The sequence below is a fragment of the Trebonia kvetii genome (assembly GCF_007827045.1).
Lineage (GTDB): Bacteria > Actinomycetota > Actinomycetes > Streptosporangiales > Streptosporangiaceae > Trebonia > Trebonia kvetii.
Genome location: NZ_RPFW01000004.1, coordinates 570,912 through 593,635 on the forward strand (window position 1 = coordinate 570,912; position 22,724 = coordinate 593,635).

The 22,724-nt window shown below is 71.1% G+C and carries 16 protein-coding genes; 15 read left to right on the forward strand and 1 reads right to left on the reverse strand.

What is annotated here, in order from left to right:
- Positions 1-58: 58 nt before the first annotated feature.
- Positions 59-241 carry a hypothetical protein gene (locus tag EAS64_RS22570; protein ID WP_145855776.1) on the forward strand — a complete coding sequence of 61 codons (183 nt, stop codon included), beginning with the start codon at positions 59-61 and terminating at the stop codon, positions 239-241.
- A 32-nt stretch (positions 242-273) separates the two neighbouring features.
- Here EAS64_RS22570 and EAS64_RS22575 read toward each other — a convergent pair whose 3' ends face one another.
- The gene (locus tag EAS64_RS22575; RefSeq protein ID WP_222849504.1) at positions 274-906 is read right to left on the reverse strand and encodes a TIGR03085 family metal-binding protein; all 633 of its coding nucleotides are present in this window, start codon (positions 904-906) and stop codon (positions 274-276) included.
- A 70-nt stretch (positions 907-976) separates the two neighbouring features.
- Here EAS64_RS22575 and hisI point away from each other — a divergent pair, with 70 nt between their 5' ends.
- The 14 genes from hisI to EAS64_RS22645 all read left to right on the forward strand — a co-directional run bounded on the left by hisI (position 977) and on the right by EAS64_RS22645 (position 22,723).
- Positions 977-1,384: a phosphoribosyl-AMP cyclohydrolase gene (gene hisI, locus EAS64_RS22580; RefSeq protein ID WP_145855778.1), complete on the forward strand. Its 408-nt coding sequence runs from the start codon at positions 977-979 to the stop codon at positions 1,382-1,384.
- Positions 1,381-2,148 carry a Trp biosynthesis-associated membrane protein gene (locus EAS64_RS22585; protein ID WP_145855780.1) on the forward strand — a complete coding sequence of 256 codons (768 nt, stop codon included), beginning with the start codon at positions 1,381-1,383 and terminating at the stop codon, positions 2,146-2,148. The genes hisI and EAS64_RS22585 overlap by 4 nt, the downstream gene beginning before the upstream one ends.
- A 148-nt stretch (positions 2,149-2,296) precedes the next feature.
- Entirely contained in the window at positions 2,297-3,106 is an 810-nt protein-coding gene (gene trpC / locus EAS64_RS22590; protein ID WP_145855782.1) for an indole-3-glycerol phosphate synthase TrpC, read from the forward strand.
- 71 nt (positions 3,107-3,177) lie between these two features.
- Positions 3,178-4,395: a tryptophan synthase subunit beta gene (gene trpB / locus EAS64_RS22595; RefSeq protein ID WP_145855784.1), complete on the forward strand. Its 1,218-nt coding sequence runs from the start codon at positions 3,178-3,180 to the stop codon at positions 4,393-4,395.
- Positions 4,396-4,409: 14 nt separating this feature from the next.
- On the forward strand, positions 4,410-5,207 hold the full coding sequence (trpA, locus tag EAS64_RS22600) for a tryptophan synthase subunit alpha (RefSeq protein ID WP_145855786.1): 798 nt from the start codon (positions 4,410-4,412) through the stop codon (positions 5,205-5,207).
- 563 nt (positions 5,208-5,770) lie between these two features.
- On the forward strand, positions 5,771-10,342 hold the full coding sequence (gene gltB / locus EAS64_RS22605) for a glutamate synthase large subunit (RefSeq protein WP_145855788.1): 4,572 nt from the start codon (positions 5,771-5,773) through the stop codon (positions 10,340-10,342).
- 19 nt (positions 10,343-10,361) lie between these two features.
- Entirely contained in the window at positions 10,362-11,795 is a 1,434-nt protein-coding gene (locus EAS64_RS22610) for a glutamate synthase subunit beta (RefSeq protein ID WP_145855790.1), read from the forward strand.
- A gap of 236 nt (positions 11,796-12,031) precedes the next feature.
- A complete protein-coding gene (locus tag EAS64_RS22615) occupies positions 12,032-13,324 on the forward strand; it encodes a GlnX family signal transduction membrane protein (protein WP_145855792.1) in 1,293 nt (430 codons plus the stop codon).
- A complete protein-coding gene (locus EAS64_RS22620) occupies positions 13,321-14,349 on the forward strand; it encodes a glutamate ABC transporter substrate-binding protein (RefSeq protein ID WP_222849505.1) in 1,029 nt (342 codons plus the stop codon). The genes EAS64_RS22615 and EAS64_RS22620 overlap by 4 nt, the downstream gene beginning before the upstream one ends.
- A gap of 577 nt (positions 14,350-14,926) precedes the next feature.
- Entirely contained in the window at positions 14,927-16,363 is a 1,437-nt protein-coding gene (gene pyk, locus EAS64_RS22625) for a pyruvate kinase (protein WP_145855794.1), read from the forward strand.
- Between the two features lie 208 nt (positions 16,364-16,571).
- Complete coding sequence (locus tag EAS64_RS22630) at positions 16,572-17,471, forward strand: PP2C family protein-serine/threonine phosphatase (protein WP_187366102.1); 900 nt, start codon at positions 16,572-16,574, stop codon at positions 17,469-17,471.
- Positions 17,472-17,787: 316 nt separating this feature from the next.
- Positions 17,788-18,987 (forward strand): hypothetical protein, encoded by a 1,200-nt coding sequence (locus tag EAS64_RS22635; protein ID WP_145855799.1) that lies wholly within the window; start codon positions 17,788-17,790, stop codon positions 18,985-18,987.
- Positions 18,984-21,389 (forward strand): serine/threonine-protein kinase, encoded by a 2,406-nt coding sequence (locus EAS64_RS22640; protein ID WP_145855801.1) that lies wholly within the window; start codon positions 18,984-18,986, stop codon positions 21,387-21,389. The genes EAS64_RS22635 and EAS64_RS22640 overlap by 4 nt, the downstream gene beginning before the upstream one ends.
- Positions 21,390-21,406: 17 nt before the next feature.
- Positions 21,407-22,723, forward strand: coding sequence for a vWA domain-containing protein (locus tag EAS64_RS22645; RefSeq protein ID WP_145855803.1), 1,317 nt, complete (start codon positions 21,407-21,409; stop codon positions 22,721-22,723).
- Position 22,724 lies beyond the last annotated feature (1 nt).

The window sequence follows — 22,724 nt, forward strand, 5'->3', positions numbered from 1 at the left end:
CCCTTGGCGGCCAACCCGACTATTATCGGTGTTGCCTCAAACGAAAGGGGACGCCGCTATGAGCTGGCTCAAGATCGGCGCTGTGGTGGTCGGCGGGATCGTGCTTTTCGTCGTTCTCGGCCATGTAGTCAGTTTCCTCATCGGGCTCGTCACCACGATCGCCTTCCTCGCCATTGTCGCGGGCGGTGGCTACGTGGCCTACAAGCTCCTGTCCGGCGGACGGCGGCGCGAACTGCGCTAGCCGCACGCCAGGCTTTCCGCCCGGCCCGCCGCTCAGGCGCGCCAGGCGGCGAGCTTAGTGACCGCCTCGTCCGTGCCGTCAAGGGTCACGTGCGCGGCGCGTCCCCGGCCCATGATCCACATGGTCAGCTCAGCCGGCGCACCGGTGACGGTGACCGACGGCGCCGCGTTCTTCGCCACGATCAGGTCGAGCTTGCCGCCGTCGTCCCTGGCGAGCACCACCCCGGTCGGCGCCGCGCGCAGCAACATCCGGGCCGCCTTCAGCCGTTTCCACAGCAGCTCGGCGAGCCCGTCGTCGAGCGGCCGCTCCGTCCAGCCGTCGGCGGCGCGCCGCACGTCCTCGTGGTGCACGAAGTACTCCACGGCGTTGGCCGCCTCGTCGGCGGCCGGGATCGCGAACACGGAAAGGCGCGGCGGCCCTGACCGGAAGAGCCCTACCAGGTCGGAGTAGGAATAGCGGTCGAGGAACCCCTGCTGCACCCGGGCGGTGTGGCCGGCCAGCGGCCCGCCAAGCACCCCGGCGGCGGCGTCGGGTCTGCGCTCCCGCAGCACCAGGTGCGCCGCGAGGTCCCTTGTCCGCCAGCCCTCGCACAGCGTCGGCCCGTCGGGTCCCGTCTCATCGAGCAGCGCGGCAAGCGCCGCCCGCTCCTCACGCGCGTAGCTCACCAGGAGATCGTAGGCTGTAACGGTGCCGCCGCGTGTCTGGAGGCACCAACCCCGGTGAGGAGCCGTCACGATGACAGAGGCTGTGCGCCCGGAGACAGGGCGCCCGTCGAACCTGGACCAGAAGATCGCTTCCCGGCTCAAGCGGGACGCCGATGGCCTGGTGCCCGCCGTCACCCAGCAGTACGACACCGGCGAGGTGCTGATGGTCGGCTGGATGGACGACGAAGCGCTGCACCGCACCCTGACCACCGGCCGCTGCACCTACTGGTCGCGCAGCCGCCAGGAGTACTGGGTGAAGGGCGACACCTCCGGGCACCAGCAGTGGGTCAAGTCGGTGGCGCTCGACTGCGACGGCGACACCGTGCTCGTCAAGGTGGACCAGGTCGGCGCGGCCTGCCACACCGGTGACCGGACCTGCTTCGATGCGGACGTCCTCGACAGCGTGACAGGCGAGCGCCCGGAGGCGGCAGGGGTATGACCGCGACAAGCGCCTCAGCCTCCCTCAAACGGGAGTACGGCATCGTCTTGCTTGTCGGTGCGGTCGGCGCGGTGGTCGTGCTGCTCGCCGTCAGGCAGCGCTGGGCGCAGGCGGTCTTCACCATGCCCAAGCCGCTGAGCCCGGAGACGGTGAACGTGTCGGGAGCCGACCTCGTCCCGCTGGCCGGCGCGCTCGCGCTGGCGGCCCTCGCGGGCCTGGCCGCCGTGATCGCGACCCGTGGCGTGGCCCGCCGCGTCGCAGGCGTGCTGCTCGCGCTGTTCGGCGCGGGAGCCGGGGCCGCCATCATGACCTCGGTGACCGCCGCAACCGTCGTCTCGGTGGCGGCATCCAAGGTGGCCTCGCCCGAGTCCGCCGCCGTATCCGGCGCGGCGGGCTCGACGACGAGCGGCACGTCGGGCAGCGGCGCGCTCGTCGTCACCGGCTCGACCGGACACGCGATCATGACCGGCACGCCCTGGCACGTGGCGGTGCTCATCGGCGCGCTGCTGATCTTCCTCGCCGGCCTTGCCACGGCGCTGCGCGGCACGGACTGGCCGGTGATGTCCGCCAGGTATGACGCGCCAGGCGGCCACCAGGCAGGCGGGTCGGCGGCGGATGAGGCGTCCGGCGCCGCGCGGCCGCACGGTGGCGCGCGGTCCGCCGACTCGGCGTCGATGTGGGAGTCGCTCAGCGGCGGCGAGGACCCGACGGAGGACGACCAGGCGGGGACCGCCAAGGCGCCAGACGCGAAGCCGGCTCGCTGAGCCGCCATCCCCGCCCCGGAGGGGCAACGTGAACGTAAGCCCAATGCATAGCTAAGGCAAACTTCCGGGGGGGCTCCGGGAGGCCGCCAGGACGGCGGCTAGCATCGGTGGCGCAACATTTCCGATTTGAGGAGACGGCGAATCCGCGGTGAGTGTCCTCGACGAGATCCTCGAAGGAGTGCGCGCCGACCTGGCGGACAGGCAGTCGCGCGTCTCGCTTGAGCAGCTGAAGGACCAGGCCAGAAAGGCACCGTCCCCAGTAGACGCCCTGGCCGCGCTCAAGGCGGAGGGCGTTAGCGTCATCGCGGAGGTCAAGCGCGCCAGCCCGTCGCGCGGCGCGATGGCCGCGATCGACGACCCGGCCGCGCTCGCCGCCGACTACGAGGCGGGCGGCGCGCGGGTGATCAGCGTGCTGACCGAGGAGCGGCGGTTCGGCGGCTCGCTCGACGACCTGACCGCCGTACGCAGGGCCGTGCAGATCCCGGTGCTGCGCAAGGACTTCGTGGTCAGCTCCTATCAGCTCTGGGAGGCGCGTGCCTACGGCGCCGACCTGGTGCTGCTGATCGTCGCCGCTCTCGAGCAGTCCGCCCTCGTCTCCCTGGTGGAGCGGGCGCAGTCGATCGGCCTGCTGCCGCTGGTGGAGATCCACGCCGACGACGAACTCGACCGCGCGGTGGACGCGGGCGCCAGGGTGATCGGCGTCAACGCGCGCAACCTCGGCACGCTCGAGGTCGACCGGAGCATCTTCACCAGGCTCGCGCCGCGCATACCCGAGGGCATCGTGCGGATCGCCGAGTCGGGCGTGCGCGGACCGCACGACCTGCTCGCATACGCGGCCGCGGGCGCGGACGCGGTGCTCGTCGGCGAATCCCTCGTCACCGAGAAGGACCCGCGCGCCGCGGTCGCCGACCTGGTGACCGCGGGCTCGCATCCGGCACTGCGCGGCGAGCGTCCCTAACAGCGCGCAAACGTTCGCGACGCCGCGAGGCGCTTCGCGGCGGGCGTCCCGAGCGCGGTACCCTTTCGCACGTGAGTACGCCAGCTGAACCCGACATCTTCCCAGTCCCGGACCTTACCGGGCACTTCGGCGACTACGGGGGCCTGTTCGCCCCCGAGTCATTGATGGCGGCCATCGAGCAGCTCGCTAAGGAGTACGAGGCGGCGCGCACCGACCCGGCGTTCGTGGCCGAGCTGAGCGACCTGCTTGCCAACTACGCCGGGCGGCCGACGCTGGTCACCGAGGCGAAGCGGTTCGGCGCGGAGTTCGCAGGCGGCGCGCGGGTGCTGTTCAAGCGCGAGGACCTGGCGCACACCGGATCGCACAAGATCAACAACGTGCTCGGTCAGGTGCTGCTCACCAAGCGGATGGGCAAGACCCGGGTGATCGCGGAGACCGGCGCGGGACAGCACGGTGTCGCCACCGCGACCGCCTGCGCGCTGCTCGGCCTGGAGTGCGCGGTCTACATGGGCGAGGAGGACACCCGCAGGCAGGCGCTGAACGTCTCCCGCATGCGGATGCTCGGCGCCACCGTGGTCCCGGTGACCGCGGGCACCAGGACGCTGAAGGACGCCATGAACGAGGCGTTCCGTGACTGGGTCACCACCGTGGACAACACCCACTACTGCATCGGCAGCGTCGGCGGCCCGCATCCGTTCCCGATGATGGTCCGCGACTTCCAGCGGATCATCGGGGTGGAGGCGCGCGCCCAGGTGCTCGGCCAGACGGGCCGGCTGCCGGACGCGGTCGTCGCCTGCGTCGGCGGCGGCAGCAACGCGATCGGCGTCTTCCACGCGTTCATCCCCGATGACGGCGTCCGGCTCATCGGCTGTGAGGCCGGCGGCGACGGCGACGGCCGCCCGGAGCGGTCCGCCGCGACGCTGACCATGGGCAGCCCCGGCGTGCTGCACGGCATGCGCACCTACGTGCTGCAGGACGAAGAGGGGCAGACCCTCGACACCCACTCGATCTCGGCGGGCCTCGACTACCCCGGCGTGGGTCCCGAGCACTCCTGGCTCAAGGACACCGGCCGCGCGGAGTACCGGAGCGTGAGCGACGCCGAGGCGATGGAGGGCTTCGCCGCGCTGTGCAAGACCGAGGGCATCATCCCGGCTCTCGAGTCCTCGCATGCGATCGCCGGCGCCATGCGGCTCGGCCGCGAGCTCGGTCCCAGCGCCCTGATCCTGGTCAACCTGTCCGGTCGTGGCGACAAGGACGTGGCAACCGCGTCCGCCTACTTCGGTGTGTGAGGGATAACGAGAGCATGAGCACCGTCAGCACCGCGTTCGAGAAGGCCGCCGCCGACAACAGGGCCGCCCTCGTCGGCTACCTGCCGGCCGGCTTCCCCGACAAGCGGACCGCGATCAGGGCCGCCCTCGCGATGGCCGAGGCGGGCGCCGACGTGATCGAGGTTGGCCTGCCCTACTCCGACCCGCTGATGGACGGCCCGGTGATCGCCGACGCGGTCTACCAGGCGCTCAAGGGCGGCACGAAGATCAAGGACGTGCTCGACACGGTGCAGGCGATCGCCGACGCGGGCACCGCCGCGCTGGTGATGACCTACTGGAACCCGGTGGACCACTACGGCGCCGACGCGTTCGCGCGCGACCTGGCGAGCGCGGGCGGCGCGGGCCTGATCACCCCGGACCTGACGCCGGAAGAGGCGCGGCCGTGGGTCGAGGCCTCCGACGCACACAACCTGGACCGGGTCTTCCTGGTGGCCCCCTCCTCGCCGCCGCAGCGCGTCGCGGCCATCACCCGGCTGTGCCGCGGCTTCGTCTACGCGGTCAGCCTGATGGGCATCACCGGCGCACGGGACGCGGTCAGCTCGAGCGCGGCCGGCGTCGTCGCCAGGATCCGCGAGCACACGAGCCTGCCCGCCGCGGTCGGCCTCGGCGTCTCCACCGGCGCCCAGGCGAAGCAGGTGGCCGGGTTCGCCGACGGTGTGATCGTCGGCTCCGCCTTCGTCCGCCGCATCGCCGAGGCCGCCACGCCGGACGACGCGGTAGCCGCCGTCCGCGACCTCACCGCCGACCTCGCCCAGGGCGTCCGCCGCGCCTGACAGATACCGTGGACCGGTTGCGGCGAGCATCGCCCGCCTCTGACCCACAGTGATCGAAACCCGCCGCCGTCCGCTGTCTGATAACAGCAAGAAGCGCAGAGCGCCTGCCTGCTATGGGTCGAGCCTGGCTGTAACGGGATGAGAATTTGCCCACATTCTCCGGGGCGTTCACGCACCGGAAGGCAGCAGGCCCAACCCTGCGTCCGGCCGGGCCGCCGCCGCGGCCCGCGGCGGCCAGCGGGCTCCGGCCCTGCCGCCCCAGGCGAAACCGTCCATGCAAACTGCGGTTTCGGCCTGTTTTGGCTGGGTATCGCTCACCTACCAGTCACCCTGGGGCTCCGAGTGGGGGAGCATGACGACGCAATGGTGCATGTCGGTGCTGTCGTTTACCTGATGCACACCCGCCGCACGCGCACCGGAACCTTTCAGGGTCCTCACAAGCCGGCTCTGGAAAGAGATTCCACTGTCATGTAATCTCGATGTAACTTACGTGTAGCAGCAGGGCCAGCGTCGTCCCCTTCGCAGCAGCGCATTTCAGCTGAGATATGACGACAGGAGTTCTAATGGTGCCTGCCGCAACCGAGGGATCGAACGAGCGTTCGCTTTACGACAGCCGGTTCGAGCACGACGCCTGTGGCGTTGGTTTTGTCGCCGATCTGCGAGCCCGGGGCGGCCACGACGTCGTGGCCAGTGCCCTTCGCGTTCTATGCAATCTCGAGCACCGCGGCGCGGCGGGCGCCGACCCGGACACCGGCGACGGAGCCGGCATCCTCACACAGGTTCCCGACGCGTTCTTCCGCGCGGTCGCCGGGTTCGCGCTGCCCGAGCCGGGAAGCTACGCGGCCGGCATCGCCTTCCTTCCCTCCGATCGGTCCGAACGGGTTCGTGTCATCGCCCGCATCGCCGACCTCGCCGCCGATGAGGGGCTGACGGTCCTCGGCTGGCGCGACGTCCCCGTCAACGAGTCCTCCTGCGGCGCGGCCGCGATCGCGGTGCTGCCGCATCTCGCGCAGCTGTTCGTCGCCGGCGAGGCGGGCGAGAGCGGCCTTGTCCTCGACCGGATGGTCTTCTGCCTGCGCAAGCGCGCCGAGCACGAGGCGGGTACCTACTTCGCGAGCCTGTCGAGCCGCACCATCGTCTACAAGGGCATGCTGTCCGCGCCCCAGGTCGAGCCGTTCTTCCCCGACCTGTCCGACGAGCGGTACGAGTCGAAGCTCGCCCTGGTGCACTCCCGGTTCTCCACCAACACGTTCCCGTCCTGGCCGCGCAGCCACCCGTACCGCTACGTCGCGCACAACGGCGAGATCAACACCGTGCAGGGCAACAGGAACTGGATGCGCGCCCGCGAGGCGATGCTGTCCTCGCCGCTGATCCCGGTGTCCAAGTCGGGCAAGGGCATCGAGCGGCTGTTCCCGATCATCGACCCGGACGGCTCCGACTCGGGCTCGTTCGACGAGTGCCTGGAACTGCTGCACCTCGGCGGCAGGTCGCTGCCGCACGCGCTGCTGATGATGATCCCCGAGCCGTGGGAGAACCACGGCGAGATGGACGCCAAGCGGCGCGCCTTCTACCAGTTCCACGCGGCGCTCATGGAGCCGTGGGACGGACCCGCGCTGATCGCGTTCACCGACGGCGATGTCGTCGGCGCCGTGCTCGACCGCAACGGCCTGCGCCCGGGCCGGTACTGGGTGACCGCCGACGGCCTGGTCATCCTCGCCTCCGAGGTCGGCGTGCTTGACATCGAGCCGGCCCGCGTGGTCCGCCGCGGCCGCCTGCAGCCGGGCCGCATCTTCCTCGCCGACACCGTCTCCGGCCGGATCGTGGAGGACGAAGAGGTCAAGTCGGAGCTCGCCGCCAAGCTGCCGTACCAGGACTGGCTGCACGCCGGCCAGGTGCACTTGGACGACTTGCCCGACCGCGAGCGGATGGTGCTCACCGCGACCGACCTGCTGACCCGCCAGCGCACCTTCGGCTACACCGAGGAGGAGCTGCGCGTCATCCTGTCTCCGATGGCCCGGGCCGGCGCGGAGCCGATCGGCTCGATGGGCACCGACACCCCCGTCGCGGTCCTCTCGGAGAAGCCGCGGCTGGTGTTCGACTACTTCACCCAGCTGTTCGCCCAGGTCACCAACCCGCCGCTGGACGCCATCCGCGAGGAGCTCGTCACCTCGCTGAGCACCTCGACGGGCCCCGAGCAGAACCTGCTCGAACCGGGCCCGGCGTCCTGTCGCCAGATCGTGCTGCCGTTCCCGGTGATCGGCGAGCAGGACCTGGCCAAGCTGGTGCACATCAACGACGGCGGCAACATGCCCGGCTTCGCCTCGCACACGGTCGACGGCCGGTTCGACCCGGCGGGCGGCGGCGACGCGCTGCGGGCGCGGCTGGCCGAGATCTGCGCCGAGGTGACCACGGCGATTTTCAACGGCGCGCGGCTGATCGTGCTGTCGGACCGCGGTCCCGAGCACGACACGCTGGTGCCGATCCCGTCGCTGCTGCTCACCGGGGCGGTGCACCACCACCTGATCAAGGAGAAGACCCGGACGAGGGTGGGGCTCATCGTCGAGTCGGGCGACGCGCGTGAAACGCACCACATCGCGCTGCTCGTCGGCTACGGCGCCGCCGCCATCTGCCCCTACCTGGCGATCGAGACGGTCCGCGACCTGGCCGCCGGCGGCGAGCTCGGCAACATCCACCCGGACAAGGCGGAGCGGAACCTGATCAAGGCGCTCGGCAAGGGCCTGCTCAAGGTCATGTCGAAGATGGGCGTGTCCACCGTCGCCTCCTACACCGGCGCCCAGATCTTCGAGGCGATCGGCCTTGGCGAGGAGGTCGTCGGCACCTGCTTCGCCGGGACCGCGTCCCGGCTGTCCGGCGTCGGGTTCGACGTGCTCGCACAGGAGGCGGCCCGCAGAGCCGCGGTCGCGGCGGGCGGCGCCGGGCTTGCCCACCGGCAGCTAGAGATCGGCGGCGAGTACCAGTGGCGGCGCGAGGGCGAGCCGCACCTGTTCAACCCGGAGACCGTATTCAAGCTGCAGCACGCCACCCGCGGCCGCAGGTACGAGATCTTCAAGGAATACACCGCGCTGGTCGACGACCAGGCCGAGAAGCTGAAGACGCTGCGCGGCCTGCTGCGCATCAAGGGAATCGACTCGGATGCCGCGACGCACGAACCCGTTCATCATGTTCCGATCGATGAAGTGGAGCCGGTCGACTCGATCGTGAAGCGGTTCGCCACCGGGGCGATGTCCTACGGGTCGATCTCCGCCGAGGCGCACGAGACGCTGGCGATCGCGATGAACAGGCTCGGCGGCCGGTCCAACACCGGCGAGGGCGGCGAGGACCCCGAGCGGTTCAGCCCCGACGCCAACGGCGACCTGCGGCGCTCCGCCGTCAAGCAGGTGGCATCCGGCCGGTTCGGCGTGACCAGCGAGTACCTGGTCAACGCCGACGACCTGCAGATCAAGATGGCGCAGGGCGCCAAGCCAGGCGAGGGCGGCCAGCTGCCCGGGCACAAGGTGTACCCGTGGATCGCGAAGACCAGGTACTCCACCCCGGGCGTCGGCCTGATCTCGCCGCCGCCGCACCACGACATCTACTCGATCGAGGACCTGGCGCAGCTCATCCACGACCTGAAGAACGCCAACCCGGCCGCCCGGGTGCACGTGAAGCTGGTCGCCGAGGTGGGCGTCGGCACGGTCGCGGCGGGTGTCTCCAAGGCGCACGCCGACGTGGTGCTGATCTCCGGTCATGACGGCGGCACCGGCGCCGCGCCGCTGACCTCGCTCAAGCACGCGGGCGCGCCCTGGGAGCTCGGCCTGGCCGAGACCCAGCAGACGCTGCTGCGCAACAAGCTGCGCGACCGGATCGTGGTGCAGGTCGACGGCCAGCTCAAGACCGGCAGGGACGTGATCATCGCCGCGCTGCTCGGCGCCGAGGAGTTCGGCTTCGCGTCCGCGCCGCTCGTAGTCTCCGGCTGCATCATGATGCGCGTCTGTCACCTGGACACCTGTCCGGTCGGCGTCGCCACCCAGAACCCGGAGCTGCGCAAGCGGTTCACCGGCAAGCCCGAGTTCGTGGTCAACTTCTTCGAGTTCATCGCGGAAGAGGTCCGCGAGTACCTGGCCGCGCTCGGGCTGCGCTCGATCGAGGAGGCCGTCGGCCGCGTCGACCTGCTCGACACCGCGCTCGCGGTATCGCACTGGAAGGCGGAGGGCCTCGACCTGTCGCCGGTGCTGCACGCGCCGGCCGGCTCGGGCGACAGTCCGCTGCACCAGGTCACCGCGCAGGACCACGGCCTGGACCGGGCGCTCGACAACACGCTCATCCAGCTCGCCGAGGGTGCGCTCGAGGAGGGCCGCCCGGTCCGGCTCGAACTGCCGATCCGCAACGTCAACAGGACCGTCGGCACCATGCTCGGCTACGAGGTGACCAGACGCTGGGGCGGTGAAGGCCTGCCCGCCGACACGATCAGCGTGGCGTTCACCGGCTCGGCCGGCCAGTCGTTCGGCGCCTTCGTGCCCGGCGGCATCACGCTGCGGCTGACCGGCGACGCCAACGACTACCTCGGCAAGGGGCTGTCCGGTGGCCGGCTGGTCATCGCGCCGTCACTCGACTCGCCGTTCGAGGCGGAGACCCAGGTCGTCGCGGGCAACGTGATCGGCTACGGCGCGACCGGCGGCGAGATCTTCCTGCGCGGGCTCGTCGGCGAGCGGTTCTGCGTCCGCAACTCCGGTGCGCTGGCCGTCGCTGAGGGCGTCGGCGACCACGGCTGCGAGTACATGACCGGCGGCCGCGTGGTGGTGCTCGGCCCGACCGGGCGGAACTTCGCGGCGGGCATGTCCGGCGGCATCGCCTACGTGCTCGACCTCAACCCGGCCAGGCTCAACCGGGAGATGGTCGACCTCGATCCGCTGGACGAGGCCGACCTGGAGTTCCTGCGGGAGGTGGTGGCCAGGCACCGCGCCGAGACCGGCTCGGCGGTGGCGGCACGGCTGCTCGCCTCGTGGGAGGCCGCGTCGGCGCGGTTCAGCAAGGTCATGCCGAAGGACTACAAGCGCGTGCTGTCCGCGGCCTCGGCCGCCGAGCGCGAGGGTCGCGACGTCAACGAGGCCGTCATGGCCGCAGCGCACGGTTAAGGGCGGGGAGGAGAAAATCATGGGTGACCCCAAGGGCTTCATGAAGACTGCCCGCGAGACACCGCGGCGGCGTCCCGTCGACGTCAGGATCGGCGACTGGCGCGAGGTCTACGAGCCGTTCGCGGGCGAGCGGACCCAGCGGCAGGCGGCGCGCTGCATGGACTGCGGCATCCCGTTCTGCCACAACGGCTGCCCGCTCGGCAACCTGATCCCCGAGTGGAACGACCTGGTCTACCGGGGCGACTGGGCGGACGCCGCCGAGCGGCTGCACGCGACGAACAACTTCCCCGAGTTCACCGGCCGGCTCTGCCCGGCGCCATGCGAGTCGGCGTGCGTGCTCGGCATCAACGCGGACCCGGTCACGATCAAGCAGGTCGAGGTCGAGATCGTGGACCGCGCCTGGGCCGACGGCGGCGTGGTTCCGCTGCCGCCGCAGACCATGACCGGGTTCAGCGTCGCCGTGGTCGGTTCCGGTCCGGCCGGCCTCGCCGCGGCGCAGCAGCTGACGCGGGCGGGGCACGAGGTGACCGTCTTCGAGCGCGACGACGCGATCGGCGGCCTGCTCCGCTACGGCATCCCCGAGTTCAAGATGGAAAAGCGGCACCTGGACCGGCGGCTCGCGCAGATGGCGGCGGAGGGCACCAGGTTCGTCACCGGCGTGTCCGTCGACTCCGCGGCGCAGCTCGCCGGGTTCTCCGCGGTCGTCCTCGCGGGCGGCGCGCGGGTGGCCCGCGACCTTCCGGTGCCCGGCAGGGAGCTGTCCGGCATCTATCAGGCGATGGAGTTCCTGCCGCTGTCCAACAGGCACGGGGCGGACTCGCCGGTCAGCGCGGCGGGCAAGCACGTGGTGATCATCGGCGGCGGCGACACCGGCGCGGACTGCCTCGGCACCTCGCACCGGCACGGCGCGGCCTCGGTGACGCAGCTCGAGATCCTGCCGAAGCCGCCGAAGACCCGGGCGGACAACAACCCGTGGCCCACCTACCCGGCGCTGTTCCGGGTGTCGTCGGCGCATGAGGAGGGCGGCGACCGCGTGTACGCCGTGTCCACCGAGGAGTTCGTCGGCGATGAGAATGGCGAGGTGCGGGCGCTGCGGCTCACCGAGGTGGCCTTCGAGGGCGGCAGGTTCGCGCCGGTGCCTGGCTCGCGCCGGGAGATCCCGTGCGACCTGGCGCTGCTCGCGATGGGCTTCACCGGCGCGGAGAAGCAGGGCCTGCTCGACGACCTGGGCGTCGCGTACGACGCGCGCGGCAACGTGGCACGCGACGCGTCGTACGCGACCTCGGTCCCCGGCGTGTTCGTCGCCGGTGACATGGGCCGTGGCCAGTCGCTGATCGTCTGGGCGATCGCCGAGGGGCGCAGCGCCGCTGCCGCGGTCGACAAGCACCTGCGCCGCCTGGACCGCCCGGCACTGCCGGTCGCGATACTGCCGACCGCCAGGCCGCTGGTCTGACCTGTTGGTTCGTTAGGCGGCCCCGGCGCATAGCACCGGGGCCGCCGCATGACAACCCCGCATAACAACGGGGTGACGTTATCCGCATGAACGCCGGGTAACGCGCACAATAAGCACAATAAGCACAAATGGCGTTTGGTTTCAGCCTGGGGGAACGGGGCGCGATGGTGAGTGCGACGGCACCTGCCCGCGGGGCACGCGAGGCGCAGCCGCCTGCCCGAATGAGGCGGCGGCTCATGGATTTGTCGACCACGCCGGGACGGCTGCGGCTGCTGCTCGCGGTGCTGGTCCTGCTCAGCCTGGCCTGGGGCGCGCTCGCCGCGTTCACCGCGAGCCAGTACTCGGCCGCGACGGCTGGTGTCGTCAGCGTCCGCGAGCCGCTGAGCCTGGACGCCCTGCAGATTTACCAGCGGCTATCGGATGCGAATGACGCCGCGACGACCGCCTTCCTCATCAGCGGACTCGAACCGGCCGCCGTGCAGCAGCGGTACCTGGCCGACCTCACCGCGGCGGAGACCGGGCTGGAGGACGCGGTCGCCCGCGGCGGCGCCGGGTCCGGCGCGATCGCCCACGATCTGCGCACCCTGGCCACGGACATCAGGCTGTACGACGGCGAGGTGCAGACCGCCGTCGCCGACAACCGGATCGGCCTGCCGCTCGGCGCCGCCTACCTGCGTGAGGCCTCGGGCCTGATGCGCGACAAGCTGCTACCGAAGGCCAAGGACCTGTACGCGGCGGAGAACGCGAGTCTGCACGGCACCAGCGCCCATGCGACGGGGCTGCCGCTGATCGGCGGCACGGCCGCCGCGGGCCTCGCCGTCGGCACCGCGTTCTGCCTGGCGTTGCGCTGGCTCGGCAGGCGGACCAACCGGGTATTCAACGTCGGCCTGCTCGCCGCGGGCGCCGCGGTCGTCGTTTCGCTCGGCTGGCTTGGCGCGGCCTACGCGGTCGCCCGCGGCGATCTGCTCGACGCGCAGGCCCGCGGCTCCGCGACCGTCGAGGCGCTCGCCCAGGTGGGGATCGCCGCCCAGGAGGCGCATGCCGATGAGAGTCTCACCTTGATCGACAATGCCGGCGACAAGGTTGTCCGCGTCGGCGACGAAACGTACCAGGCGGACTATACGAAGAAGCAGGACGCACTCGGCCCGGGGCCCGGCACGCTGCTGACCGCCGCGGTGACGGCGGCCCGCGGTACCCCGGCCGCGCCGGCCGTCGCGGCGACGGTCCGCGACGCCGGGTCCTGGTTCGCCGCACACCACATCGTCCGCACTCTCGACGACAACGATATGCACGGCGCCTCGGTCGACTCCGTACTCAGCACGGCGCCCGGCACCGCTGGTGCGGCGTTCGTCCGGCTGTCGTCAGACATCTCCGCCGCGAGCAAGCTGGACCAGGCAGTCTTCGACTCCACCGCGCGATCCGCATCCGGCACCTACGCCGGCCTGGCATACGGCCTCGCGGCCGGCGCGCTGATCATGGCCGCCGGCTGCGCCTGGGGCGTCAGCCGTCGGCTCGCGGAGTACCGGTGACGCGCGGCGCGCCGGGCGGCGCCGTCCTTCGCCGGGCTCCCGCGCTCGCCACCGCCACTTTCGCGGCCGGCGTGCTCGCCGCGGCCGCGCTGGCAGGCTGCTCCGCCGCGCCGGGGCCGCACGCGGCGCAGGCTCCGCGTAGTCACCCGGCGGCGCCGGCGGCCGGTCACACGGCGCGTGCCAAGACGCAGGCCGTCGGCTCCGTCCCCGAGTGCAATCCCTACGCGTCGAGCCTGGCGCCGTTGGCTGGCACGCCGCAGGTGACCACGGGCTCCTGGATGGCTCACATCCGCAAGCGCGGCCACCTCATCGCCGGCGTCGACCAGAACACCTACCACTTCGGCTACCTGAACCCACTCGACGGCCAGTTCGAGGGGTTCGACATCGACATGGTCAAGGCGGTGGCCCAGGCCATCTTCGGCAGCCCGGGCCATATCACGTATCGGGCGATCTCCGACGACCAGCGGAAGACTGACATACAGAACGGCAGCGTTGACATCGTGGCCCACACGATGACGATCCTCTGCAGCCGGCTGAAGGATGAGGACTTCTCCAGCGTCTACTTCACAGCGCATCAGCGGGTGCTCGTGCTCAAGGACTCCACGGTGACCGGCCTCGACCAGCTCGGCGGCCAGAAGGTGTGCGCGACGAAGGGATCTGACTCGGCCGGGTTCATCGCCCACTACAACGCGACATCACCGGTCGCCGAGCACCCCGTGGTGGTTCCGGTGACCTTCTGGACGGACTGCCTGGTCCTGCTGCAGCAGCGCCAGGTGGCGGCCGTCTCCACCGACGACACGATCCTGGAGGGCCTGCAGGCCCAGGACCCGTTCACCAAGCTCGTCGGCTCCAACCTGACCGACGAGCCCTACGGCCTAGCGATCGCCAAGCAGCACCCGGAATTCGTCCGCTTCGTCAACGCGGTGCTCGCCCGCATGTATAAGGACGGCTCGTGGGAAAAGAGCTACAACCACTGGGTCAGCCCTTCATACGTAACGCCCCCACAGCCCAAATACGCGAACTGACCGCGCATTCCGCTTCGCCAAATAGCCGGCTGACCAGCCATTCCGCCCCGGCTGACCGGCCATTGCGTCCCGTCGGCTGGACCAATGGCCGGTTATTCCTTACCCGGTCCGTGGGCCGGCCCGGCCCACGGGCCGGGCCGGCCGCGCGGCGGCGGCACCATCGCTTCGTGGTACGGCGCCAGCTCACCAGCCTGCGCATTCACTACCGCCCCGATGTCACCGGGAGACCCGTCCGTCACGGCGCCGGCGCCCCGATCGGCCCCTCACTGGCCACGATCACGGAAATTCCGATTACCACGGAAATTAGCCGCCACCGGTATTCGGTGCCTAATTTCCGCCAGGATTAAAGTTTCCGCGAACATGCTTAGAGCATCCGTTATTCCGGATATATCCGCCTTGGCGGTGGGGTGGCAAACTAGCTCAAACGGGTGCCCGCGAAGGCACGCGGGAGGCGCTTCGTCGGCGGGTGGCAACCCTCCGTTTACCAGTAGCGAAGCCAGGTGAACGTTTTGTGACCCCAGTCACCCACTGCCCCGGATGGGCTAAGGTGGTATAGACCACCAGAAGGGGATCCAGGATGAGCCGACGTGCGAAGATTGTCTGCACCCTAGGGCCAGCGACCTCAAGCCAGGAGCAGATCACCGCGCTGATCGGTGCCGGCCTCGACGTCGCGAGGCTCAACATGAGCCATGGGCATCAGGCAGACCATCTTGAGGTTTACCGCCGGGTGCGGGCAGGCTCCGACGCGACCGGCCATGGTGTTGGCATCCTCGCTGACCTCCAGGGGCCGAAGATCCGCCTCGGTGAGTTTCCCGATGGTCCGGTGCGCTTGGCTGCCGGGGACGAGTTCACGATCACGACGGAGGACATCCCCGGCAACCAGCGCGAGGCGTCCACCACCTATGAGGGGCTGCCCGAGGACGTCCGCGCTGGCGACAGGATTCTGATCGACGACGGCAACGTTCAGCTCGATGTCACGCGCGTCACCGGGAACCGTGTCCACCTGCGGGTGGTCGTCGGCGGGAAGATCTCCAACCACAAGGGCATCAACCTTCCTGGTGTCAACGTCAGCGCCCCCGCCCTCACCGACAAGGACGAGGCCGATCTGCGCTTTTCGCTGGACATGGGCGTGGACATGGTGGCCCTGTCCTTCGTCCGCTCGCCGGACGACGCCCAGCTGGCCCGCAAGATCATGACCGACATGGGCCGCGCCGGGGTGCCGCTCATCGCGAAGATCGAGAAGCCGGAGGCCGTGCGGGTTCTGCCGGAGATCGTGGACGCCTTCGACGGGATCATGGTGGCCCGCGGCGACCTGGGCGTGGAACTGCCGCTTGAGCAGGTGCCAGCCGTGCAGACGAAGGCGATCAAGCTCGCCAGAGAACGTGCCCGCCCGGTCATCGTGGCGACCCAGATGCTCGAGTCGATGATCAACGCGCCGCGCCCGACCCGCGCCGAGGTGTCCGACGTGGCCGGCGCCGTGGCGGCCGGCGCCGACGCGGTGATGCTGTCCGCGGAGACGAGCGTCGGCGCCTACCCGATCGAGACCGTCGCCACGATGAGCAGGATCATCGCCGCGGCGGAGGAGTCATCGCTGCGGGCGGAGCACCACCTGGTGCGGATGCCCACCACCACCGGCGGTGCCATCGCCCGTGCCGCCGCGGAGGTCGGCGCGATCGTCGGCGCCAAGGCCCTGGTCGCGTTCACCATGACGGGTGAGACCGCGCGCCGCCTGGCCAGGTACCGGTCCCCGATCCCGCTGCTCGCGTTCACCACCGACCCGGCGATCAGGAGCCAGCTCGCGCTCACCTGGGGGGTCGAGACGTTCATCGTCCCGACCGTCCGGCACACCGACGACATGGTGCGCGAGGTTGACCAGGCACTCGTCGGCCTCAACCGCTGCGCGATCGGCGACAAGATCGTCATCGTGGCGGGCAGCCCGCCCGGCAGCCCGGGCCAGACCAACGCCCTGCGCGTGCACCGCATCGGTGACGCGATCGCCCTTCCTTATCCCTGATTCGGTGCGTGCCCGTTCGCGCACAGAAAAAGCCGCTTGAAAAAGGAAAAAATGGCGTCCTGACCGTGCCGGACATAGGCTAATGTCCTGGCGAGCGGAATGTCGCCAGGCGGACAGGAGCGGGGATTCGGCTATGAGCACGGCGCGAGATGATTCGCCAGGCGCGAGAAAGTGCGTGGCGTGTTCAGCGGACTCCGCAGAACCGGTCATGACAGATCAAGATGGCTACTGCCCGTCCTGCGGGCAGCGGGTTGCCGTCGACAGGGACCATATGAAGGAGGACCTCGGCCAGGTGGCCGGGGTCAGCGACCGCGGCCTTCGCCACTCACGGAACGAAGACGCGATGCATTTCGCAGTCGCGGAAACGACTTCCGGCCCGGTGGCGGTCGCGATTGTCTCCGACGGCGTGTCCTCGGCGCCCCGGCCCGACGAGGCGTCATGGACAGCGGTCAACACCGGCATCACCGTGCTGGCCGAGGGCGCGGAGCGCGGCGAGGATCCGGCGGAGGTGTCCAAGATGGCGGTCAAGGCCGCCGGGCGGGCAGTCACCGAGCTGGCGGACGCCGGGGGTGCGCCGGCGGCGACCTACCTGTCCGCGATTGTCAGCCAGCGGCAGATCACCGTGTGCTGGCTCGGCGATAGCCGCGCCTACTGGCTCGCGGCGAACTCGCCGGTCCAGGCGGGCCCGGACGCCACCATCGACATCACCGGCGGGTCAAAGCGCGTGACCAGGGACGACTCGCTCGCCGAGGAGATCGTCGCGGCCGGCCTCGCCACCATGGACGAGGCGATGGCCTCGCCCCAGGCGCACGTGATCACCCGGTGGCTGGGTGCGGACCTGCCCGATCCCGAGGCGCACGTGGAGCAGTTCAGCCCGTCAGGACCCGGCGTCCTGCTGCTGTGCTCAGACGGACTATGGAATTACCGCCCGGAGGCCGCGGAACTGGCCGCCATGGCGATGCCCGCGGCGCTCACCCGCCCGCTCGACGCCTCCGCCGACCTCGCCAAGTTCGCGATTGACTCCGGTGGCCTCGACAACATCACGGTCGTCATCATCCCGTTCCCGCCGCGCGCCGACGCGTCTGCGGCAAACAACCACCACGGCTAGCCAGGTGGCGGGCCAGGCCAGCCGCGGTGCAGCCAGACACCGGCCAGGCCCGCCTGTCCCGCCCGTGAACATCTGGTGACGCAGCGGCGCATTTCGCCTTGTCGTCACCGGACTGCTTGAAATGCGGACGCACTAAGGTAAAAAGGAACTCCCATCACGGTCCGGGTGCTGGTCTCGCGACCGAGATGGCTCATCGTTGGGCATCGCTGCGGCCGGGGAGCAGGGACGAGATGTCGGGTTCAGCGCTGGCGCCGTCGAGCGGCGGGCAGCCTAGCGCGCGGCGGCGCGCCGCGCGCCGGCGGACTGCGGGGTCACGGTGACGCCCGGGCCTGCCGGGACGCTGTCCGGCCCCGAGCGGGTGGCCGCGGTGCTCGCCGACCGCGACGCCATCCAGGCGAACCTGCTCGAGCTCGACAGTAACTACGCCAGGCAGGCCCTCGAGGGTGCGACGCTGACCGGGCTGACCAGGCAGCGCTGGGAGAAGGCATCGATCGCCCTGGCGTCCCTGTGGGAGACCTTCCTTGCCTATTCGGCCGTCGTTGACAGGATCGCCGTCCTGGGCGCAGTCCGTAAGCCATCAAGGAACGACCTGGCCGAGCTCGCCGGGCTGCTCTCCGATGGCTGCGTGCAGCTGTCCGGGCCGAACGTCCCGCTCGCGCAGCGGGATCTGACAGCCAACGGCCGCCCTCCGGTGACCCTGGTGACCGCGGTCGGCACTATGCGACGGGCCTTCGCCGAGGTAACCGAGGTGACCTCGGCCGTCGAGACGGTCTGGGCCGCGGTCGGCGCTCCCCTGGACGCGGCGACCGAGGAACTGGCACGCGTCCGGCCGCTGGTCGCCGGGCTCGGCGCCGACCTGGAGTCGGCGTTCGCCGAAGCCGAATCCGCCGTCGACGCGGCGCGCTCCGCGTCCAACACCGATCCGCTCGCCCTGTGGCATGACGGGCGCACCGACACCTCGGCGGCCGACCTGGCGCGCGGGCAGGTCTCCGCGCTCACGCCGCGGATCGCCGAGCTCGCCCGGCTGCGGGAGCAGGCGCAGCGGCGGATCGCCAGCCTCTCGGCGGCCACCGCCGCCGCCCGCGGCGCGCGCAGCGACGCGGTGACGGCGTGGCGCGAGGCAGCGACACGGATCAGCGTGCTGCCGCCGCTGCCCCCCGACGTCCGCGAGCCGCCGGTGGCCGCACTCGGCGCGCTCGCGGCAGGCGGGCAGTGGAGCAGGCTGGCGGCGGAACTCGACCGCTGCGAGGCCGACCTGGCCAGGTCCGGTGAGCAGACCGACCGGGTGCGCCAGGCCGCGGCCGCGGCCATCGACAAGCGCGACGAACTGCGCGCGCTGCTGCGCGCGTACAAGGCCAAGGCCGGCCGCCTCGGCGCAGTCGAGGAATCTCGGGTGGCGGCCCGTTATGACGAGGCGTACGCCCTGCTGTGGACGGCGCCCTGCGACCTGGCGTCGGCCGAGCCTGCCGTGGTCGCCTACCAGCGCGCGATCCTCGAAGGAGACGGACGGCGATGACTCAGGCGTGCGCCCAGCCGGGATGCGGCGGGACGATCCAGGACGGATACTGCGACGTTTGCGGGCTCGCGCCCGCGTCGGCGCCCGCCGGCTGGGCACTGGCGTCGGGTGGCGGCAGCATCCGCTACGCCGGCGCGGCCGCGGGCGGTGCCAGCTCAGGAGGTGCCAGCTCAGGTGGGCTGGGCACCGGCGCAACGGGCAGCGGCCCCACCGGCAGCTTCGCCTACAGCTCAGGTCCCGGCTCAGGTTCTGGCTCGAGTTCCGCGGGCACCGGCAGCCGCCGCGGCAGCCGGGGCTCGCGGGGAGGCAGCGGGCGGTCGTCGCGCGGCATGCTAGGGGCCGGGCTTGTCGAGGTGCCGCCGGTCGCGTATGTCGATCCCTCGTCCGCGGTCCTGGCCGACCCGCGAGTCCCGGAGAGCCGGCGGTTCTGCGGCAACTGCGGTCAAGCCGTCGGCCAGTCACGCGACGGTCGGCCCGGCCTGACCGAGGGGTTCTGCCCGAACTGCCGCACCAGGTACTCCTTCAGCCCCAAGCTGGTGCCAGGCGAACTCGTCGCCGGGCAGTACGAGGTGCTCGGCTGCCTCGCGCACGGCGGACTCGGCTGGATCTACCTGGCCAGGGACCGCAACGTCAGCGACCGCTGGGTGGTGCTCAAGGGCCTGCTCAACACCGGGGACGCGGACGCCATGGAGGCCGCCGTCGCCGAGCGGCGGTTCCTGGCCCAGGTCGAGCACCCGAACATCGTCCGGATCTACAACTTCGTACAGCACACCAGCCAGGCAGACGGCGAGACCGCCGGCTACATCGTCATGGAGTACGTGGGCGGCAAGTCGCTCAAGGAGATCCGCGTCGAGGCACGACAGCGCGGCGGTGTGGTGAAGCTAGAGCACGCGCTCGCCTACGCGCTGGAGATCCTGCCCGCCTTCGGTTACCTGCACGACAGGGGCCTCGTCTACTGCGACTTCAAGCCGGACAACATCATCCAGACCGAGGAGCAGCTGAAGCTCATCGACATGGGCGGCGTCCGCTACATCGATGACGACGGCGCCATCTACGGCACGGTCGGCTACCAGGCGCCGGAGATCGAGACCGAGGGCCCGTCGCCGAGTTCCGACCTGTACACGGTCGGCCGGACCCTGGCCGTGCTCACCTTCGAGTTCCGCGGCTTCCAGGGCGAGTACCAGTTCAAGCTGCCCGAGTCCGAGCCGCTGCTCGCGCGGCACGAGTCCTACGCCCGGCTGCTGCGCCGCGCCACCCACGCCGACCCCGGACGCAGGTTCCAGTCGGCGGGGGAGATGGCCGAGCAGCTCACCGGGGTACTGCGCGAGGTGCTCTCGGTCGACGACGGCCGGCCGCGGCCCGCGTTCTCCGGCCTGTTCAGCCCGGAGCTGCGCGCGGTAGGCACCGACTTGATCCCGATACGCCAGAACGGTGCAGCGGTCACCGCGGCCGCGCCGCCTTCGCCTGCCGAGGTCATCGCGGGCCTGCCCGCTCCGCTCGCGGACGGCGGCGACCCGGCGGCCGGCTACCTGGCCCTGCTCGGCGGCCTCGAGCCCGCCCAGCAGGCCGAGAAGCTGCTCGCCGCGATCACGGGCGACGCGGGCGTGGATCCGGCCGTGGCCGGATCGCCGGAGACGAAGCTCGCCCTGGTCCGCGCGCTGATCGCGGCGGGCGACATGGACGCTGCCGGGTCCCACCTGACCGAGTTGTCCGCTGCGGACCCGGGGGACTGGCGGATCACCTGGTACTGGGGACTGCACGAGCTGGCGGGCGGCAGGCCCGACAGGACGCTAGCCGCGTTCAGCGCGGTCTACGACGAGCTGCCAGGTGAGCTCGCGCCGAAGGTCGCGCTCGGGTTCGCGGCTGAGGCGGCCGGCGACCCGGCGATCGCGCGGCGGTACTTCCAGCTCGTGTGGACTATCGACCGCTCCCACGTCAGCGCCGGCTTCGGCCTGGCCAGGGCCTGTCTGGCGGCCGGCGACCGGGCCGGCGCCGTGGGTGCGGTGGCCGCGGTCCCCGAGACGTCAAGCCACTATGCCGCCGCGCAGATCTCGGCCGTCCGGCTGCTGGTCACCGGCGGCGCCGGCCAGTCGGACACCGAACTGCGCCAGGCGGACCTGCGCCTCGGGCGGCTGTCGCTCGACGACAACGACCCGCGCAGGCACCAGCTCGGCGTGGAGATCCTGCGGGCCGCGCTCGACTGGGTGGCAGCCGTTCCCGACGGCGCGCGGCGCGGCGGCGGGCAGCCGGCCGGCGAGCGCATCCTCGGCTGCGAGCCGAACGAGCGGGCGCTGCGCTTCGGGCTCGAGCGCGGCTACCGTGCGCTCGCCAACCTGATACCCGAACGGCGGGTCGAGCTGGTCGACATGGCGAACAGCGTCCGGCCCCGGACTTGGCTATAGATCTCCTGGAGACTGCGATGACAGGTTTGCCCGGTTTCACCGTGGACATCGATCAGAACCCGTATCTGCCGGCGGGCGGGCGTGATGTCAGCGCGATCGTCACGGTGACCGCCGACCAGTCGGGCGACGCGCCGTTCGCTGGGCCGGTCAGTGGGCCGGAGGCCGGCAGCGCGGAGATCATCATCATCGACTGCTCCGGGTCGATGGACTATCCGCCGGCCAAGCTCGCTGAGGCGCGGGCGGCCACGGCTGCCGCCGTGGACGTGATCGGTGACGGGACGTGGTTCGCGATCGTCGCGGGCACGAGCACGGCCTGGCCGGTCTATCCTCCCGACGGCTCGATGGCGATCGCCGGCGAGCGGAGCAGGGGGGAGGCGAAGAGCGCGCTGCGCCAGCTGCGGGCGAACGGGGGCACCGCGATCGGCCAGTGGCTGCGGCTGGCCGACCGGATCTTCCAGACCTCGCCTGCCGCGCTGCGGCACGCCATCTTGCTCACCGACGGCAAGAACCAGCATGAGACGCCGGAGGAGCTGGCCGCCGCGATCGGCTTGTGCGAGGGCAGGTTCCGCTGCGACTGCCGGGGTGTCGGCACCGACTGGGAGGTCGGGGAGCTGCGCAAGATCTCCACGGCCCTGCTCGGCACTGTCGACATCATCGTGGACCCGGCCGGGCTCGCCGCCGATTTCGAGGCGCTGGCCAGGGAGGCGATGAGCAAGCAGCTGCCCGATGTGGTGCTGCGGGTGTGGACGCCGCAGCAGGCGTCGCTGCGGTTCGTCAAGCAGGTCGCGCCCGCGATCGACGACCTGACGGAGCGCCGGCTGCAGGCCGGGGTGCAGGCGGGGGACTACCCGACGGGGGCGTGGGCGCCAGGGGAGAGCCGCGACTACCACGTGGCCGTCTCGGTGACCCCGGCCGGGCTGGGGCAGGAGATGCTCGCCGCGCGGGTCAGCCTGGTCGCCAGCTCGCCGCAGGGCCAGCAGGTGCTGGGCCAGGGCCTGGTCCGGGTGACGTGGACGGAGGATGAGGCGCTGTCCACCAGGATCAACCCCCGGGTGGCCGGGTACACCGGGCAGGCGGAACTGGCCGCCGCGGTCGCCGACGGCCTCGAGGCGAACAAGCGCGGTGATGTGGACGTCGCGACCGCGCGGCTCGGCCGGGCGGTCGCGCTCGCCCACCAGGCGGGCAACCAGGAGATGGCGCGGCTGCTGGCGAACGTGGTCGACGTGGTGGACGAGGCGACGGGCACCGTGCGGCTGAAGAAGAAGGTCGACGCGGCCGCCGAGATGCAGCTCGATACCCGCTCGACCAAGACGGTCCGGGTGAAGAAGGGCTAGC